Raw genomic sequence first — 16,233 nt, forward strand, 5'->3', positions numbered from 1 at the left:
TTCTTACATAGCCTTTGCTATATTCGGCGCATGCGCGCTGACCCCGCTCCTCCCTCCGCCACGGCCTGGGCCGACGCCCCGGGCCAGCGGCCCAGCCTGGGCGAGATGCACGCCAGCGTGGCGGTGCCGGCCGGCGGCCATTGGGGCTTCCGGCTGCTGGCCTTCCTGGGCCCGGGCTACATGGTGTCGGTGGGCTACATGGACCCGGGCAACTGGGCCACCGACATTGCCGGCGGCGCGCGGTTCGGCTACCTGCTGCTGTCGGTGATCCTGCTCTCCAACCTGATGGCGATCGTGCTGCAGGGGTTGTCGGCGCGGCTGGGCATCGCCACCGGGCGCGACCTGGCGCAGACCTGCCGCGACCATTTCTCCCGACCGGTGAACCTGTGCCTGTGGCTGCTGTGCGAAGGGGCGATCATCGCCTGCGACCTGGCCGAGGTGATCGGCACCGCGATCGCGCTGAAGCTGCTGTTCGGCCTGCCGCTGTTGATGGGGGCCGTCGTCACGGCGATCGACGTGGTGCTGGTGCTGTGGCTGATGCATCGCGGCTTCCGCGCGCTGGAGGCGTTCGTGATCGCGCTGCTGCTGGTGATCTTCGCCTGCTTTGCATTCCAGATCGTGCTCGCCGCGCCGCCCCTGCAGGCGGTGCTGGCCGGCTTCATCCCGCGTGCTGAAGTGGTCACCAACCCGCACGCGCTGTACCTGGCGATCGGCATCATCGGCGCGACGGTGATGCCGCACAACCTGTACCTGCATTCGTCCATCGTGCAGACCCGGGCCTACCCACGCACCGACCCCGGTCGACGCAGCGCGCTGCGCTGGGCGGTGACCGACAGCACCATCGCGCTGATGCTGGCACTGTTCATCAACGCCGCGATCCTGATCCTGGCCGCGGCGGTATTCCATGCCAACGGCCGCACCGGGGTGAGCGAGATCGAACAAGCCTACGAACTGCTGGCACCGATGCTGGGCGTGGGCGTGGCCTCCACCCTGTTCGCGGTGGCGTTGCTGGCGTCGGGAATCAATTCCACGGTGACCGCCACCCTGGCCGGCCAGATCGTGATGGAAGGCTTCCTGCGCCTGCGCATCGCCCCGTGGGCGCGGCGCCTGCTGACCCGGGGCATCGCGATCGTGCCGGTGGTGATCGTCACCGCGATCTACGGCGAACACGGCACCGCACGACTACTGGTGCTGAGCCAGGTGGTGCTGTCGATGCAGCTGCCGTTCGCGGTGATCCCGCTGGTGATGTTCGTCGGCAACAAGGCGCGCATGGGCGCGCTGGTGGCGCCGCGCTGGCTGCTGACCCTGGCCTGGCTGATTGCCGGGCTGATCGTGGTGTTGAACCTCACCCTGCTGCTCGGGATGCGGCCCGCATGACGCAGGGCCTTGACCTCAATCGCGGTTGAGCTGGCACAGTGTCGGCACGTTCACACGACCGGCCCACCACCATGATCGATACCACAGTGCCCCCCACCCAGCACGCACTCTGGAACGGCCCGGCCGGCGATGCCTGGGTGCAGGCCCAAGCGCTGCTCGATGGCCTGTTCGCCGGCTTCGTTCCGCTCCTCGCCGATCCCATCGTCGACCTGCCCGGCGCCCACGTGCTGGACGTGGGCTGCGGCACCGGCGCCCTGTGCCTGGCCATCGCCGCCCGGCTGGGGCCCGCCGGGCGCAGCAGCGGCGTGGATATTTCCGCGCCGATGATTGCCGTGGCCCGCGAACGGGCGCGCGCGGCCGCTACACCGATCGAGTTCACCGTGGCCGACGCGGAGCAGCATGCGTTCGAACCAGGCAGCGTAGACCGCATCGTGTCGCGCTTCGGGGTGATGTTCTTCAACCACCCGGTGCGCGCGTTCGCCAACCTGCGCCGTGCGCTGCGCAGCGGCGGCAGCCTGCACGCGATCGCCTGGCGCGACCCGCACGAGAACCCGTTCATGACCACCGCCGAGCGCGCCGCCGCACCCCTGCTGCGGTTGCCGGCGCGTGCCGAAGGCGGCCCCGGCCAGTTCGCATTCGCCGATCCCGGGTACGTGCGGCGCGTCCTCGACGACAGCGGCTGGAACGGCATCGAGATCACCGCGCTGGACGTGGAATGCCGCATGGCCGTGGACGAGCTGCCGACGTACGTTTCGCTGCTGGGCCCGGTTGGCCAGGCCCTGCGCGCCAGCGACCTGGCGCCTGCGGCGCGCACGCGCATCCTGCAGGCAGCCGTGGACGCCTTCGCACCGTTCGTCCGCGGCAACCACGTGGTCTTCACTGCCGCCTGCTGGTCGATACGCGCCGGATAAGCGCTTGCTGTAGCCTCCGTACCAGCCGCCTGCCTTCGGAGTCCGCCCTGTGCCGTCGTCCACGCCTGCCGTCGCTGCCACTGCCCTGCTCTGCCTGGCCCTCACCTCGGCCCTGCAACCCGCGTCGGCTGCTGCCCCGCCCGTCCAGGCCGACGCCGCATCCACGCCGGCCGCGCAGCCCTTCAACGCGCTGCTCGACGCGCAGACCCTGGCCGCCATCCACGCCGACCCGGAACTGCGCACCCTGCTCGGCATCGGCGGTCCCGGCGCCGACGACAGCGCCAGCCGCCTCACCGATGTGTCGCTGGCCCAGCGTGAGGTCAACCGCCGCCTGCTGGCCGACAACCTGGCCGCGATCAAGGGCTGGCACGGGGCACCGCTGGACGCGCAGCAACAGCTCAGCGACGGCCTGGCGCGCTGGTTCTACCAGGCCCAGATCGATCTGATGGCGGTGCCGTGGTCGGCCGCGTGGTTGCCGGTGGGCGGCAGCACCTATGCAGTGGACCAGTTGTTCAGCCTGCCGGTGAACCTGCCGCAGTTCTTCGACAACCAGGTTCCGGTGACCGACGCGGCCAGTGCGCGCCGCTACATCGCGCGCCTGCAGGCCATGGACACCAAGCTCGACCAGGTCCGCGCCAACCTGGACATGCAGGTCGCGCAGGGGGTGGTGCCACCGGAGGTGGCGCTGGCCGGCGCGGCAACCCAGTTCCGTACGCTGCTGGCACCCGCGCCCGGCGACAGCCTGTGGGTGGCTGCGCTGCGGCGCCGGCTGGACAAGATGCCCGACATGCCCGCCACCGAACGCAGCGCGTTGCTTGAACAGGCCACCACGGCCGTCCGCGAGGCGGTCAATCCCGGTTACCAGCGGCTGCTGGACCGGGTGCTGGCCCTGCAGGCGATGCATCCCGGCAACAAGGGCATGTGGGCACTGCCGCACGGCGATGCCTACTACGATGCCGCACTGCGCTGGTATACCAGTACCGACCTGGGCGCCGACGCCATCCACCAGATCGGCCTGGACGAGGTGGCGCGGCTGGAGAAAAGCATGGATGCACGACTGCGCGAACTGGGCCTGCGCGACGGCACGGTGGCCGCACGCATCCGGACCCTGCGCGAAGACCCGCGCTACCGCTACCCCGACAGCGAGGCCGGCCGCCGGCAGCTGATCGGCGACATCGAGCAGCGCCTGCGCGATCTCGACCCGCTGCTGCCAACGTACTTCGGCCACCTGCCGCCGCAGAAGCTGGTGGTGCAGCCGGTGCCGGCGCACATGCAGGCGACCTCCCCGGGCGGTTACTACTATCCGCCGGCGCTGGACGGTTCGCGCCCCGGCACCTTCTTCATCAACCTGGGCGACATGGCGTCCAACACCCGCTGGAGCATCCCCACCCTCACCTACCACGAGGGTTCTCCCGGCCACCACTTCCAGATCTCGATCGGGCAGACCCTGACCGACCTGCCGCTGCTGCGCCGCAGCCTCAACCCCAGTGCGTTCTCCGAGGGCTGGGCGCTGTATGCCGAGCAGCTGATGGCCGAAGCGGGCGTCTACAAGGACGATCCGGCCGGCGACATCGGCCGGCTGCAGGCGGAAATGTTCCGCTCGGTGCGGCTGGTGCTGGACACCGGCCTGCACCGCAAGCGCTGGACGCCGGAACAGGCCATCGCCTACATGCAGGAAAAGACCGGCATGACCGGATCGGACGTGCGTATCGAGGTCAACCGCTACCTGGTGCAGCCCGGCCAGGCGTCGTCGTACAAGATGGGCCAGCTGCGCCTGCTGGCACTGCGCGACAAGGCCCGCACGCAGCTGGGCGGACGCTTCGACATCCGCGCCTTCCACGATCTGATCCTGGGCAACGGCGCCATGCCGATGACCGTGGTCGAACAGGCGGTGGACGCCTGGATTGTCAGCGGCGGCGGTGAGCCGCGGCGCGCCCCCTGACCGGTAGAAATACCTAGGCCCGCTCGGTGTAACTCCGGTTGTGGGCCCGCCAGCGGGTGCGCACAGTGAAGCATGGCCTGCGCCGCAGGTCCTCACCCGCCGGAGAGCACCATGCGCCGTTCCCGTTCCTGCCTGCTGCTGGGGATGCTGCTGGCATCGCCGTGGGCCATGCCCACCGCGTTGGCCGCGCCGCCCACGGCCAGCGACACCGTCGGCGCGGCCACCCGCGACCCGGATGCGATCGCCGCGCTCGAGCGCATGGGCAAGGCACTGCGCGCACTGCCGCAGTTCGCCCTGTCGGCCGCCACCCGCACCGACTATGTGCTTGAGGACGGGCAGAAGGTGTCGCTGTCCGGTACCGTGGACTACAAGGTGATCGGGCCGGACCGCTTCTTCGTCGAGATCCGCAGCGAGCATCAGCACCGCCAGCTGTTCTATGACGGGCACACGCTGACCATCGCCTCGCCGGAGCAGAAGTACTACGCGCGGGTGGAGAACCTGGACCGCAGCAGCCAGGCCCTGCTCAGCGATTCGGCGACCCGGCTGGGCATCGAGTTCCCGCTGGCCGACCTGTTCCTGTGGGGTACCCCCGGATTCCCGACCGAGCGCATCGATTCGGCGCTGTTCGTGGGGACCGACCGCATCGACAACCAGCCCACCCGCCATTACGCGTTCCGCCAGCCCGGCGTGGACTGGCAGGTGTGGATTTCCGATACCACCCGGCTGCCGCTGCAGCTGATGATCACCAGCCACGCCGACCCGGCGCTGCCCAGCTACCTGGCCACGTTGAACTGGAACACGCGCAGCGCAGTGGCCGCCAACGACCTGGTGTTCCGCCCCGACGGCGCCACCCGCATCGTGTTCGTCCCGGTGGCCGTGGCCGCCGATGACGCTGCTACCGGAGGCCGCTGACATGACCCTGCCCAGTGCGATGCGGACCACGCTGCTGACCGCCCTGCTGTGTGCCGGCGCTACCGCGATGCTGCTGCCGGCCGCGGCCGATGCCCGGCCCGGCCTGCGCGGCTTCGCGCATCCGTCGATTGCCGGTCACGGCGGTTTCGGCGGGGGCGGTGGCTTCCACGGCGGCGGCGGGTTCACCCCGCATCCCGGTCCGGGTCCCGGCCCGGGTCCACATCCGGGCCCCCATCCAGGTCCTGGTCCTGGTCCGGGTCCGCATCCTGGACCGGGCCCTAGACCGGGCCCCGGTCCACATCCGGGTCCGGGGCCGGGTCCGGGACCGCATCCGTATCCCCCGCCGCCACCGCCGCCCTACTGGGACCACCCGTTCTGGGACGCGGCCGCGTTCACCGCCGGAGCCGCGATCACCGCTGCGGCGATCGGCTCGGTGGTGTACACCCTGCCGGTGGACTGCAGCACCGTGGTGATCGACGGCATCGGCTACCGGCAGTGCAGCGATGGCTGGTACCAGCCGCGCTATGTCGGCACCACCGTCCAGTACATCGTCGTGGACGCGCCGCGATGAGCGGCGCGCGCGTTCCATGATCACCCACCCCTGGTTCTGGATCCTGTGCCTGTTCCTGGTGCCGCTGCTGGCGGCCCTGGTGGTCAGCCTGTTCGTGCGCAAGCGCGGCATCAGCGCCAATGCGGTGCTGGCCTGGTTCGTCATCGTCTGCTGGGTCGGGGCGCTGGCGGTGATCCTGGCGCAGGTGGTGTGACCTCACAGGGCCTGGCCGAGCTCGATGAAGACCACGCGGTGACCGCCTTCGCGCATGCCCAGGCCGAAGATCAGCGGCCCGATCCACGAGTCGAAGCCCAGGAACAGGCTGCCGTTCCAGATGCCGTCGCTGAGCGACATGTCCGAACGACGCTGCCAGGCATTGCCATACTCCACGGTGCCGCCCACCTGCGCCGACCGGCCCAGCACCTTGCCCAGCTCATAGGTGTAGCCGGCAAAACCCAAGGCGTAATCCTGCCCGGTCAGCTGGTTGTGCTGGAAACCCGCCAGCCGCCAGCGTCCGCCCAGGCGGTACAGGCTCTGCAGCGGCGCGGTGCCGGACGCGGTGACGTGGTAGCGCAGCCCCAGCTGCACGGCGCTGCTGCCGAACGGGAAGGCGCCCACCGCGTCCAGGTCGATCTGGCCGAAGCGGGTATCGGCGCCCAGGCTTTCGCGCGACTGGTAGGTGCCCAGCTCGACCAGGAAGCCATCGCGCGGAAAGTACACACTGTCGATGTTGTCGTAGGCGGCACTGGCGGTCAGGGCGCCCTCGTCGAAGTCGGTGCGCGGTACCCGTGGCGAGCCGATGTCCATGCTGGCCCTGCCGGCGAACCGCTCCACGCCGGCGCGCAGCGACAGCACGTTGGACACGTTGCGCACCAGTTCCACGCTGGCGCCGGTGCGCTGCACCCGGTAGCGCGAGGTCTTGTTTCCTTCCGTGTCGAACACATTGAAGCTGCGTGTCTCGTAGCCGCCCGCGGCGGCGAAGGCATACCGGTTGCCGACATCGAAGGGATGGTAGTAACTGCCCTGCAGGGCCGGCTCGCTGCCTATCTGCAGCGTCACCCGCGCCTCGGCGCCATACGGCGACAGCGGCGCGAACAGCAGGCCGGCGCGCAGGTTGCTTTCATGGTTGCCGTCCAGGTCGTTGCTGAGCCGGAAACCCGCCTCGAGGTAGGCCGGCCCGTTCGGTTTCTCGTAGGCGGTGATCACCACGCCGACCTGGTCGCCGCGACGCGTCTCCTCGTAACTGATGCTGGCCAGGGTATCCATCCCGTAGGCGCGCAGCACGCCGTCCTGCATCGCCTTGCTGTCCAGCGGCTGGCCGATCTCCACCGGCAGGTAGGACAGCAGCAGCGCATCGGCATAGCGGGTGTGGTTGCGCACTTCCACGAACGCGACCGGCGCCGGCGCCGTCCGCGCGGCGCGCTGCTCGCGGCCTGCGTACCAGCGCTGCCAGGCCGGTTCCGGCTGCGAGAACGCACGCAGGGCAGGCGCCGCAAGGTCGGCGGCCTGCTGGCCGATCTCCAGGGCTTCGGGTGCCTTGTCGAAGTCGCCGGTGGCCACCTTGCCGGTCAGCGCCGGCGCGATCAGCAGGTCCTGCGCGCCCAGCGTGTCCAGCTGGCGCTGCGCGTTGCGGGTGGTCAGAAAACCGCTGAGCTGGCTGATCACGTCGACCAGGCTGGCGTCACGATCGAGTTCGCTCAGCGGCGTGCCCACGTCCACCGCGATCACCCGCTCGGCGCCCATCGCGCGCACCACGTCGATCGGCACCTGGTTGGAGACGCCGCCATCCAGCAGCACGCGGCCATCGATCGCCACCGGGCGGAAGATGCCCGGCAGCGACATGCTGGCGCGCATCGCCATCGGCAGGCTGCCGTGGTCCAGCACCACCGCTTCGCCGCTGTTGAGGTCGGTGGCGACCGCACGGAAGGGAATGGACAGATCATCGAAATCGCCGCTGACCCGGCTGCCCCCCGTGGCGGTTTCGAACAAAGCGATCAGCCGCTCGCCCTGCGACACGCCGCCGGACAGCTGGATGCGCTTGCCCTGCCCGCCCAGCCCGATCCCGATCGGGGCCAGCTGTTCGTAGTCATCGGCCTTGCGCTGCAGCGAGCGCTCGCGACGCGGCAGGGTATCGCTGAACATTGCCATCCATTGCGTGTCCAGCACCACCTGTTCGATCTGCGCGGGACGCTTGCCGGCGGCGTACAGTGCGCCGACCAGCGCGCCGGCGCTGGTGCCGGCAATGCAATCCACCGGAATGTGCAGCGCTTCCAGTTTGCGCAGGATGCGCACATGGGCGATGCCGCGCGCGCCGCCGCCGCCCAGCGCCAGCCCGATCCGCGGACGGGTGTCGCCCGGCTCACGGTGGCCGCAGCTGCCGCCGGTGGGCATGTTCACCGCGGGTGCGGCCCGCGTACTGCCCGCCCAGGCCAGGGCCAGCACGCACAGCCCTGTGGCCAGCGGTTTCAGCGCCATGCGCTGCCCACCTGGATGTAGAAGGTGTCGTCCTCCGGGCCCCAGGCGTAGTCCAGCCCCACCTGCATGCCCAGCTGCCGCGCGATCAGGTAGCGGACCCCGGTGCCGCGGGAAACCTGGCTGTCGGCGTCGTCGAAGCTGTTGTGGCGGCCCCAGGTTCGCCCGGCGCCGACGAAGCCGATCAGCGACCAGCGCGAGGTGACATTCCAGCGCAGTTCGGTTTCCAGCACCGCCGCGCGGGTGTCCTGGTAGCGCGCGGACCCGATGCCACGCAGGTCGATGTAGGGCAGCCGGTAGAACGGAATGTCGCCGTTGGCCCAACGCGCATCGGCGCGCCCCCCCAGCACGACATGCCGTCCCAGGGGCCAGTAGCCGTAAGCGTGCCCACGATAGCTCTGGAAGGCGGCGTCGCTGCCGATGCCGGGCAGGTAGGCGTTTCCTTCGATCATGCCCAGCCAACCGCTGGACGGGGTGAAGGTGTTGTCGCGCGTGTCGTACTGCAGCGACAGGCCCAGGCCGGAGCTGCGCGAGGCCAGTTCGCGCGGGGTAAAGAAGTCCCGGTCGGCGGCGAGGTCAAAGCCGATGTCCACGTCCATGTAGATCCACGCCAGACCCAGGTACAGGTTCTGCTCGCCCAGCCGGCGGAAGCCCTGCTGGAACGAGACCACGCCGTCCACGTTGTAGTCGATGTCCAGCGGTGGCGCGCGCGTGCCGGGCGTGTGGAATCCGAGGTTCAGCGAGGCCTTGGCCACCCCGCCCTTGTAGCGCCAGCGATCGTCGTCGAAATGCAGCGACGCACCCACACCGTAGGCCTTGCTGCCGTTTTCGGTGCGGATCGCCATGCCCCCGTAGATATCCGGGGTGTCCATCTTCGGTGCCGCCGCGGTGTCGGCAGCGTCGTCGCCGGCGCCATGCGGCCGGTGGAAGAAGGCCAGGGCCAGGCCGCCGCCATTGCCCAGCGCCGGGTCGGTGATCACCACCGGCACCGGCAGGAAGCCGCGGTGGTCCAGCAGCCAGCGCGACATGTCGAAATGCCCGTCTTCGGCGTCACGGAACAGCGAAGCCTGCGGCACCGGGCGCGACGCCGGGGCCGGCGCGTCCTGGCTCCAGGCCGGCGCGGCCCGCGCCGCCATGGCCAGCAGCAGCGTCAACGCGGCGGGAGCTGCGCGGCTCGTCACAGGTCACCTCGGCGGGACGGGTCGGGGGACGGAAAAAGTGCGCGACGCCGTGCCAGTGGGAGGGATGGGCCCTGGCACGGCATCGCGCGGTGAAACGAAGGGTGCGCTGGCTCAACGCGCCGGCGCGGAGCCTGGCGGGAAGTTGGCGAACAGCTTGTCCAGCCCGGCCTCCACCGCCGCGTTGACGCGGTCCGGCGAGGTCGGCACCGTCCCGCCGGCGGTGCCGCGCCAGACCGCCTGTTTGCTCTTGGTGTCGAACATGTCCACCACCAGGGTGCCAACGTCATAGGTACGCACCGTGGTGGTGGCCGAGCCCATGCCCATGCCGCCGCCCCAGCCGCCACCGCGCCAGCCCCAACCGCCCATGTTGCTGCCGGTGTAGAAGGTGTCCAGGGTCTGGCGCTGGGTAGTCACGATATGCGCCGCGATCGCCACGTCGCCGTTGGCCGCCTGGGTCCAGCCGCGCGCGGCCAGCCGGGCGTCGATGCCGTCCACGATGCGCTGCTGCACCAGCGGTGAGCCGCCCTGCGGTTTCATCGCCCAGGTGTAGGTCCTGAACGAGGCGAAGTTCGCGCCGGGGTCGAAATCGGTATGCACGGTGGGCGTGGAGGCACAGGCCACCAGCGAGGTGGCGACGACCGCAATCGCGAAGGCTTTCATGGCACAGGCTCCAGTTCCGTTGAGGGACGTCACGTTGCACACAGCCTACTGCGCGCGCGGCGGCGGGGAATCCGCATAACTACGCAGCGCGGGCAGGCAAAACTACCGGTCCGGCAGCGCTCACCGCGGCGGGTTGATCACCACGTACTGCACCGTGGTGCCGCTGTAGCGCGGCTCGTACCAGGTGCTGCCGCACTGCTGGTAGGCCATGCCGTTGATCACGGTGGTCACGCAGCTGGGCGGGATGCTGTTGACGATCGAGCCGATCACCGCCGAGGTCACCGCCACGCCCGCCGTGACCGCCGCCGCCGTGGCGAACGGATGGTCGTCCCAGCTGTTCCAGTGGTCGTCGTAGTGATCGTGGTGGTTCACCTCCACATCCACGTTGCGGTTCACGTTGCGGTTCACGTTGCGGTTGACGTTGCGGTCGACGTTGCCCGCACGTGAAGGGTTGCCGCCGCGGTTGACCGCGCCGCCGTGCGGCCGCTGCACCGGGTGGTTGATGTTGGCGTGGGCACCGGCGCGTGCCGCACCGCCGCGATGCCCGTGCTGGGCATGGGCGAGCGTGTTGCCGAGCGCCAATACCACCAGCAGGGTGCCGGCGCAGGCGCGCACGAGGGGTCGAAGGGCTGCAGATGTGTGCATGTCAGTTCTCCGGCTCCGCATCGGATTCCACTACCGCAACCTCCACCGGCACCAGCTTGATCCGTGCGACATCCGCCGCCGGGCTGAACTGGAAGGCCGAGGCCTGGACCGGGGTCCGGGTGTCCCAGCGCAGGCGGGCGCGGTATTGCGGTTGCGCCGGGTCGTCCAGCGAATTGATGATCAGCTTCTTCGGCAGGGAGGAGGTCGTGGAGATCCAGACCTGCCAGTCCACCCCGTCCTGCTTGAAGGCGTACTGTTCGATCGGTTCGCCGTCCAGGGTGCCGCCGCCTACGTGCAGCGCGTCGCGGATGGCGCTCTTGGGCGCCTTGTCGGTGCCCCACAGGAACATGTCGGCCAGCGGCATCTCGATGCCGTAGCGGTTGGCGGCCGCCTCCACCAGTTCGCCCAGGGTGGCGCCGACGTCCTCCACCTGCGCGTAGTACTTCAAGCGCGGCGAGTACAGGGTCAGGCGGTTGCCGTCGTAGATCAGCTGCCGCAGCTGGCGGTCGCTGCGCAGCTCCAGGAACAGGTGGTCGGGACGCTGCACCTTGTAGGTCACCGTGCCGTCCAGCTCGATCTTCTGCCCGTCTTCCAGCACCACCTCGGTGCTGGCCTCGGAGGTCAAAGAAAACTGCTTGAGCGCACGCAGCGCCGCGCCCATCCGGTCCAGCGCGGCCAGTGCCTGCGGGTCGCGTTCCTGCGTGGCGGCGGAGGTTTCCGCTGCAGCGACCTGCGCAGCCGGCCCCGCTGCCAATGGAAAGGCGGTGGCGCCGGCGCCGGCCAGCAACAGGCACGCGGCGTAGCCAAGGGGTGTTGCATGGGTAGGCATGGACCTGTCTCCAGTAACGCGAAGGGCAGCGCCCGGCTCAGAAGCCGGCGCTGAGGGTGATGCTCCAGGGGTCGCCCTCGAAGCGGTTCCGCACGCTGAACTCACTGAGGTAACGGAACGAGACGTCGAGGTGCTCTCCGCCCGACCATTTCCTGCCATAGGTGAGGGTCGGGCCCAGTCCGAACGAACGGCCCTTGAAGCCGTCAAGGCGGTCGGCGAGATCGCCATCGTCGTCCTGCACCTGCTGCAACCACCCGCCTGCCAGGCCGAAGCCCCAGCCGCTGGCGGTGCGCTTGATCAGCAGTGCGTCGGCACGCAGCACCAGGCCGTTCCTGTAATCGGTATCGTCATTGCGGCTGTACCAGTCCATGCCGCCCAGCACACTGAACTCCAGCGTGCCCTTCTGGAACAGGTGGGTGTAGCCCACCGCCGGCGACACCGTCCAGACGTTGAGTCCGGGATTGGCCAGCTTGCCCGGGGTGTATTTGGCCGTCGGCGCGTACACATACAGGCCGAAGGACAGATGTTGCACCTCATCGATGTGATAGCCGGCGATGACCGGCGCGACGTACACGTCGAACAGGTTCGATGCGCTGTCCTGGGTCCGCACCTGGTTGCCGAACGGGCCCTGCAGGCCCGCGGTGATATCTGAGTCGATATACGGCACGGTCAGCATCGAAGCGAAGTTCCACTTGCCCGGCCCGGTCGGCCACACGTAGACGCCGGTGGCAGCGGTCAGGCTGACATCGGCGTCCAGCCCCAGCGCGACCTGCCCGGCGACGGGCGCCGCACGACTGCCGCGGATCGTGCCGTCGTAGTGCACATAGCTGAGCGACCACTGCATGCCGGGATCCGGCGGAATCACCCCCACGTAGGCGGTGATCTGCATTCCGGTAATGGAGCGGCCCAGGCCGCCCTCCACCGCGCGGGCCGGCAACGCGGCCACCAGCGCCAGCGTCCCGAGCAGCACCGCACAGGCCACGCAGCTGCGGCGATAGTGGGCGGGCGTTGTACCTGGCATGGCAATCACCTCATGTGCAGCTTCAAGGAAGACGTCAACGTTCCACGCAGCGGAATCCGACGTGGCAGGTGGAGGTATCGATGGGTTGCGCCATCCGCGCCGCCGGCCGGTAGCGCCTGCAGTAGTTGGGCGCGCACAGGTGCGATCCGCCCTTCATGACCCGGCGCGGTACCGCGACGCGGTCATGCGGGTCATGGCTGCGCTCGCGCGCCCCGCCGCGCGGGTTGTCGATCGCACAGCAGGGCTTGCTGGGCAGCTGGTCGTGCTGCTGGTACCAGTCGCGGGTCCACTCCCAGACGTTGCCGATCATGTCGTACAGCCCGTAGCCGTTGGGCGGGAAACTGCCCACCGGCGAGGTCCAGCGGAATCCGTCCTCGTCCAGGCTGTGCCAGGGGAATTCGCCCTGCCAGGTGTTGGCCTGGTGCCGCCCGCGCAGGGTCAGGCTGTCGCCCCAGGCGAACTCGCTGTCCTGCCCACCGCCCCGGGCCGCAAACTCCCACTCCGCTTCGGTCGGCAGGTCCTTGCCCAACCATTGCGCGTACGCCAGCGCATCGGCGAAGGTCACGTGCACCACCGGATGGTCGTCCATCCCCTGCAGGTGGGTGAACGGCCCGCGCGGGTGGCGCCAGTCGGCCCCTGCCACGTACTGCCACCAGTTGTGGGTGTTGGACAGGTCGACCGGGTGCGGGGGCTGCACGAACACCACCGACGAGGGCACCAGCAGCGCCGGGTCGGCACCGGGGTAGTCGCGCGGATCGGCGGAGCGCTCGGCGGCGGTCACATGGCCGGTGTCGCGCACGAACCGCGAAAACTCACGGTTGGTCACCGGGTAGCGGTCGATCCGGAACGGCCCCACCCGCACCTTGTGGGCCGGGCGCTCCTCCGGGTAGTGGTCGTTGGACCCCATCAGGAACAGCCCGCCCTCGATGTCGATCATGGTGTCGGCGATCACGCTCATGCCCCGCTCCTCAACCACCCGCCGAGGCGTCGTGCAGTGCCTTGAGCGCATCGTCGATGGTGAAACTGTTGGGTGACTGCACCGGCGGGAAGTCCTTGAAGGTGGCGGCGAACTGGTCGGCAATGGCGAACGCGCCATACAGGATGTAAGCGTGTTTGAGGAACCACGCGTAGTACTCGTTGGAGGTGATGTCGGCGTACTCGAAGGGATCGGTGCGCAGGTTGAACACCTTTGGCAGGCGCAGGCGGGTGAACGGCTCGGCCCAGACCTGCATGGTGCCCCGGCACCGCTGTTCCATGAACAGCACCTTCCAGTTGTCGTAACGCAGTCCGAGCACGTCGCCGTCGTCGCTGAAGTAGAGGAACAGCTTGCGCGGACTTTCAGCGCTCTTCCCGGTGATGTAATCGGTCAGGTCCATGCCATCGATGTGGTTGCGGTAGGTGCGCCCGGCCGCCTTCAGTCCCTTCTTGAGCTTGTCCGACACCGTGGGATCGCCGGCCATGGACAGGAAGGTCGGCAGCCAGTCGTGGTGCTGCACGATGCCATTGGCGACGGTGCCTGCGGGCACCCGGCCGGGCCAACGGATCAGCATGGGCACCCGGAACGCGCCTTCCCAGTTGGTGTTTTTTTCACTGCGGAACGGCGTGGTACCGCCATCGGGCCAGGAATTGCGGTGCGGGCCATTGTCGGTGGAATACATCACGAAGGTGTCTTCGGTAATGCCCAGCTCGTCCAGGAAATCCAGCATCTCGCCCACGTTGCGGTCGTGGTCGATCATGGTGTCGTGGTATGGCGACTGCCAGCGCCCGGCCTGGCCCAGGCTTTCCTTCTTGGTATGGGTGAACAGGTGCATGTGGGTGGCATTGAGCCAGACGAAGAAGGGCTGGTCGTCGTCGTGCTGGCGCTGGATGAAATCCTTTGCCGCCGCCACGAACTCGTCATCGCAGGTTTCCATGCGCTCGGTGGTCAACGGCCCGGTGTCGGTGATCTTCTGCCTGCCGACCTTGCCCCAGCGCGGCTGCACGGTGGCATCATCCCTGCTCGTGGCCCAGCTGTGGATCACCCCGCGCGGCAGCACCTGGCTGCGCAGCGTGGGGAAGTCCTTCTCCGGAAAATAGTCGTACATCTCCGGCTCTTCCTCGGCGTTGAGGTGATACAGGTTGCCGAAGAACTCATCGAAGCCATGGTTGGTGGGCAGCATGTGGTTGAGGTCGCCCAGGTGGTTCTTGCCGAACTGGCCGGTGGCGTAGCCCTGGTTCTTGAGCAGGGCGGCAATGGTCACCAGCTTGTCGCTCATGCCGATCGGGGCGCCGGGGATGCCCACCTTGGACAGGCCGGTGCGGTAGACGCTCTGCCCGGTGATGAACGACGAGCGCCCGGCCGTACACGACTGTTCGCCGTAGGAATCGGTAAAGAGCATGCCCTCCTGTGCGATCCGGTCGATGTTGGGCGTCTGGTAGCCCATCACCCCATGGCTGTAGCAGCTCAGGTTGCTGATGCCGATGTCATCGCCCCAGATCACCAGGATGTTCGGGCGCTTGCCACCGGGTTTGCCGCCTGGCGATGTGCGCACCGGCGCTTTTTTGGCGCCGGTCGGCTTTGCAGTCGCGGCAGGGCGGGCGGCAGGCTTCTTGGCGGTGCGGGCGGTGGCCATGGCAACACTCCATCGGGGAAAGGGAAAACAGGCAGGCGCGACGATCAGCCAAACGGTGCGACGTTGAAGGTCATGCTGACGATGGCCATCAGGCCCAGCGCCCACAGCAGGCCGGCGGTGATCAGGGTCAGCGAGACCGGGTAGTGGCTCTGACCGTGGATCAACCCCTGCTCGATCATCAGCGCGCGCTCGGCGCGCAGCTCTTTCATGTAGCGCAGGTGGTAGAGGATGCCCAGGGTCAGCAGCACCAGCCCCAGCGCCACCAGCGCCACGCCGAAATTGCGCGGCGCGTGCGGTCGCAGGCCGGCCGCTGCGGCCTCCAGCATGTGGCCGAAGAACTGGTAGATGGTGAAGCCGAAGCCGATCAACGACAGTGCAGTGCGGATGATCGACATCAATGTACGGTCCGCGCTCATGCGCGTGCGCTGGAACGACATCCCGGTGCGCCGCGAGGACAGCTCCAGCGATGCTTCGTCGGTGCCGCCGAGCAGCTCCCTGGCGTGGGCAATACCGCGCGCGCGGGTGCGCAGCAGGTCGTCGTCGGTTGCGGAATCATTCATGGGTTCACTTGCCTTCTGGCGTGGAGGGATGGCGCTTGAGCCAGTGGCTGGCCATGCGGGCGATCGGCCCGCGCAGCAGCAGGTACGGTACGAACCCCAGCAGCACGGCGATCACGAAGGCCTCGGCCGGATACCTGAAACCGCCCAACGTGCGGAACTGGTAGATCACATCCATCGCCACCCCGAGCAGCAGGATCCGCGCCGTGGCGGTCACCCCCTCGCGCCACGCCGCCTTGCGGGCGACCGGTTCACTGTGCGCGATGAGCCATGCATACGGCGTCCGTCCTGACCTGGCGTCGCGGATGCCATCGATCGTCGCGGTGATCAGCGCCATGGTGGGCTGCAGGAAGAACCGGAACGTCATCGGGCCTTCCGCGCGATGGATCATGTCGGTCCAGAACCGGGTCAGGAAATCGATCACCAGGAGCAGCATTGCCGGATTCCGTGCGACAGGGATCCAGCTTGGACGCGCGACCACGGCGGCACAACCCAGATAAGTACTGCATCGCCACCAGTATTTTTACTGCGCGATCGGCGCCCCTGCGCAGCGCTATGCTCGGC

At 68.6% G+C, this 16,233-nt stretch carries 16 protein-coding genes; 6 read left to right on the forward strand and 10 right to left on the reverse strand.

The window, feature by feature from the left end:
- The first annotated feature begins 30 nt into the window (after window positions 1–30).
- From ACIGII_RS05740 to ACIGII_RS05765, 6 genes are all read left to right on the forward strand, one after another.
- The gene (locus ACIGII_RS05740) at window positions 31–1,377 is read left to right on the forward strand and encodes an Nramp family divalent metal transporter (protein WP_399634467.1); all 1,347 of its coding nucleotides are present in this window, start codon (window positions 31–33) and stop codon (window positions 1,375–1,377) included.
- 74 nt (window positions 1,378–1,451) lie between these two features.
- Window positions 1,452–2,288, forward strand: a complete 837-nt coding sequence (locus ACIGII_RS05745; protein ID WP_399634688.1) for a class I SAM-dependent methyltransferase — start codon at window positions 1,452–1,454, stop codon at window positions 2,286–2,288.
- A gap of 49 nt (window positions 2,289–2,337) precedes the next feature.
- Complete coding sequence (locus ACIGII_RS05750) at window positions 2,338–4,230, forward strand: DUF885 domain-containing protein (RefSeq protein ID WP_399634466.1); 1,893 nt, start codon at window positions 2,338–2,340, stop codon at window positions 4,228–4,230.
- Between the two features lie 111 nt (window positions 4,231–4,341).
- On the forward strand, window positions 4,342–5,142 hold the full coding sequence (locus ACIGII_RS05755) for a DUF2092 domain-containing protein (RefSeq protein ID WP_399634464.1): 801 nt from the start codon (window positions 4,342–4,344) through the stop codon (window positions 5,140–5,142).
- A gap of 1 nt (window position 5,143) precedes the next feature.
- The gene (locus tag ACIGII_RS05760) at window positions 5,144–5,713 is read left to right on the forward strand and encodes a hypothetical protein (RefSeq protein ID WP_399634463.1); all 570 of its coding nucleotides are present in this window, start codon (window positions 5,144–5,146) and stop codon (window positions 5,711–5,713) included.
- Window positions 5,714–5,729: 16 nt separating this feature from the next.
- Window positions 5,730–5,906, forward strand: a complete 177-nt coding sequence (locus ACIGII_RS05765) for a hypothetical protein (RefSeq protein ID WP_399634461.1) — start codon at window positions 5,730–5,732, stop codon at window positions 5,904–5,906.
- 2 nt (window positions 5,907–5,908) lie between these two features.
- Here the strand turns inward: ACIGII_RS05765 and ACIGII_RS05770 are convergent, their stop codons facing one another.
- The 10 genes from ACIGII_RS05770 to ACIGII_RS05815 all read right to left on the reverse strand — a co-directional run bounded on the left by ACIGII_RS05770 (window position 5,909) and on the right by ACIGII_RS05815 (window position 16,105).
- Complete coding sequence (locus tag ACIGII_RS05770; protein ID WP_399634460.1) at window positions 5,909–8,167, reverse strand: patatin-like phospholipase family protein; 2,259 nt, start codon at window positions 8,165–8,167, stop codon at window positions 5,909–5,911.
- Window positions 8,158–9,345, reverse strand: coding sequence for a BamA/TamA family outer membrane protein (locus ACIGII_RS05775; protein ID WP_399634458.1), 1,188 nt, complete (start codon window positions 9,343–9,345; stop codon window positions 8,158–8,160). The genes ACIGII_RS05770 and ACIGII_RS05775 overlap by 10 nt, the downstream gene beginning before the upstream one ends.
- A 111-nt stretch (window positions 9,346–9,456) precedes the next feature.
- The gene (locus ACIGII_RS05780; protein WP_399634456.1) at window positions 9,457–10,005 is read right to left on the reverse strand and encodes a DUF4136 domain-containing protein; all 549 of its coding nucleotides are present in this window, start codon (window positions 10,003–10,005) and stop codon (window positions 9,457–9,459) included.
- A 120-nt stretch (window positions 10,006–10,125) separates the two neighbouring features.
- On the reverse strand, window positions 10,126–10,650 hold the full coding sequence (locus ACIGII_RS05785) for a hypothetical protein (RefSeq protein WP_399634455.1): 525 nt from the start codon (window positions 10,648–10,650) through the stop codon (window positions 10,126–10,128).
- 1 nt (window position 10,651) lies between these two features.
- Window positions 10,652–11,479 carry a DUF2092 domain-containing protein gene (locus ACIGII_RS05790; RefSeq protein ID WP_399634453.1) on the reverse strand — a complete coding sequence of 276 codons (828 nt, stop codon included), beginning with the start codon at window positions 11,477–11,479 and terminating at the stop codon, window positions 10,652–10,654.
- Window positions 11,480–11,516: 37 nt separating this feature from the next.
- On the reverse strand, window positions 11,517–12,500 hold the full coding sequence (locus tag ACIGII_RS05795; RefSeq protein WP_399634452.1) for a transporter: 984 nt from the start codon (window positions 12,498–12,500) through the stop codon (window positions 11,517–11,519).
- A 34-nt stretch (window positions 12,501–12,534) separates the two neighbouring features.
- Window positions 12,535–13,458, reverse strand: a complete 924-nt coding sequence (locus tag ACIGII_RS05800; RefSeq protein ID WP_399634450.1) for a formylglycine-generating enzyme family protein — start codon at window positions 13,456–13,458, stop codon at window positions 12,535–12,537.
- Window positions 13,459–13,468: 10 nt separating this feature from the next.
- Window positions 13,469–15,112 carry an arylsulfatase gene (locus ACIGII_RS05805; RefSeq protein WP_399634449.1) on the reverse strand — a complete coding sequence of 548 codons (1,644 nt, stop codon included), beginning with the start codon at window positions 15,110–15,112 and terminating at the stop codon, window positions 13,469–13,471.
- Window positions 15,113–15,156: 44 nt separating this feature from the next.
- On the reverse strand, window positions 15,157–15,672 hold the full coding sequence (locus ACIGII_RS05810) for a DUF202 domain-containing protein (protein ID WP_399634447.1): 516 nt from the start codon (window positions 15,670–15,672) through the stop codon (window positions 15,157–15,159).
- 4 nt (window positions 15,673–15,676) lie between these two features.
- The gene (locus ACIGII_RS05815) at window positions 15,677–16,105 is read right to left on the reverse strand and encodes a hypothetical protein (protein WP_399634445.1); all 429 of its coding nucleotides are present in this window, start codon (window positions 16,103–16,105) and stop codon (window positions 15,677–15,679) included.
- Window positions 16,106–16,233: the final 128 nt, after the last annotated feature.

Source organism: Stenotrophomonas sp. NPDC077420 (genome assembly GCF_044543385.1).
Lineage (GTDB): Bacteria > Pseudomonadota > Gammaproteobacteria > Xanthomonadales > Xanthomonadaceae > Stenotrophomonas.

Coding starts and splice junctions, on each gene's coding strand:
- ACIGII_RS05740 (WP_399634467.1), top strand. CDS start 31: ATGCGCGCTGACCCCGCTCCTCCCTCCGCCACGGCCTGGGCCGACGCC.
- ACIGII_RS05755 (WP_399634464.1), top strand. CDS start 4,342: ATGCGCCGTTCCCGTTCCTGCCTGCTGCTGGGGATGCTGCTGGCATCG.
- ACIGII_RS05760 (WP_399634463.1), top strand. CDS start 5,144: ATGACCCTGCCCAGTGCGATGCGGACCACGCTGCTGACCGCCCTGCTG.
- ACIGII_RS05765 (WP_399634461.1), top strand. CDS start 5,730: ATGATCACCCACCCCTGGTTCTGGATCCTGTGCCTGTTCCTGGTGCCG.
- ACIGII_RS05770 (WP_399634460.1), bottom strand. CDS start 8,167: ATGGCGCTGAAACCGCTGGCCACAGGGCTGTGCGTGCTGGCCCTGGCC.
- ACIGII_RS05780 (WP_399634456.1), bottom strand. CDS start 10,005: ATGAAAGCCTTCGCGATTGCGGTCGTCGCCACCTCGCTGGTGGCCTGT.
- ACIGII_RS05785 (WP_399634455.1), bottom strand. CDS start 10,650: ATGCACACATCTGCAGCCCTTCGACCCCTCGTGCGCGCCTGCGCCGGC.
- ACIGII_RS05790 (WP_399634453.1), bottom strand. CDS start 11,479: ATGCCTACCCATGCAACACCCCTTGGCTACGCCGCGTGCCTGTTGCTG.
- ACIGII_RS05795 (WP_399634452.1), bottom strand. CDS start 12,500: ATGCCAGGTACAACGCCCGCCCACTATCGCCGCAGCTGCGTGGCCTGT.
- ACIGII_RS05800 (WP_399634450.1), bottom strand. CDS start 13,458: ATGAGCGTGATCGCCGACACCATGATCGACATCGAGGGCGGGCTGTTC.
- ACIGII_RS05805 (WP_399634449.1), bottom strand. CDS start 15,112: ATGGCCACCGCCCGCACCGCCAAGAAGCCTGCCGCCCGCCCTGCCGCG.
- ACIGII_RS05810 (WP_399634447.1), bottom strand. CDS start 15,672: ATGAATGATTCCGCAACCGACGACGACCTGCTGCGCACCCGCGCGCGC.
- ACIGII_RS05815 (WP_399634445.1), bottom strand. CDS start 16,105: ATGCTGCTCCTGGTGATCGATTTCCTGACCCGGTTCTGGACCGACATG.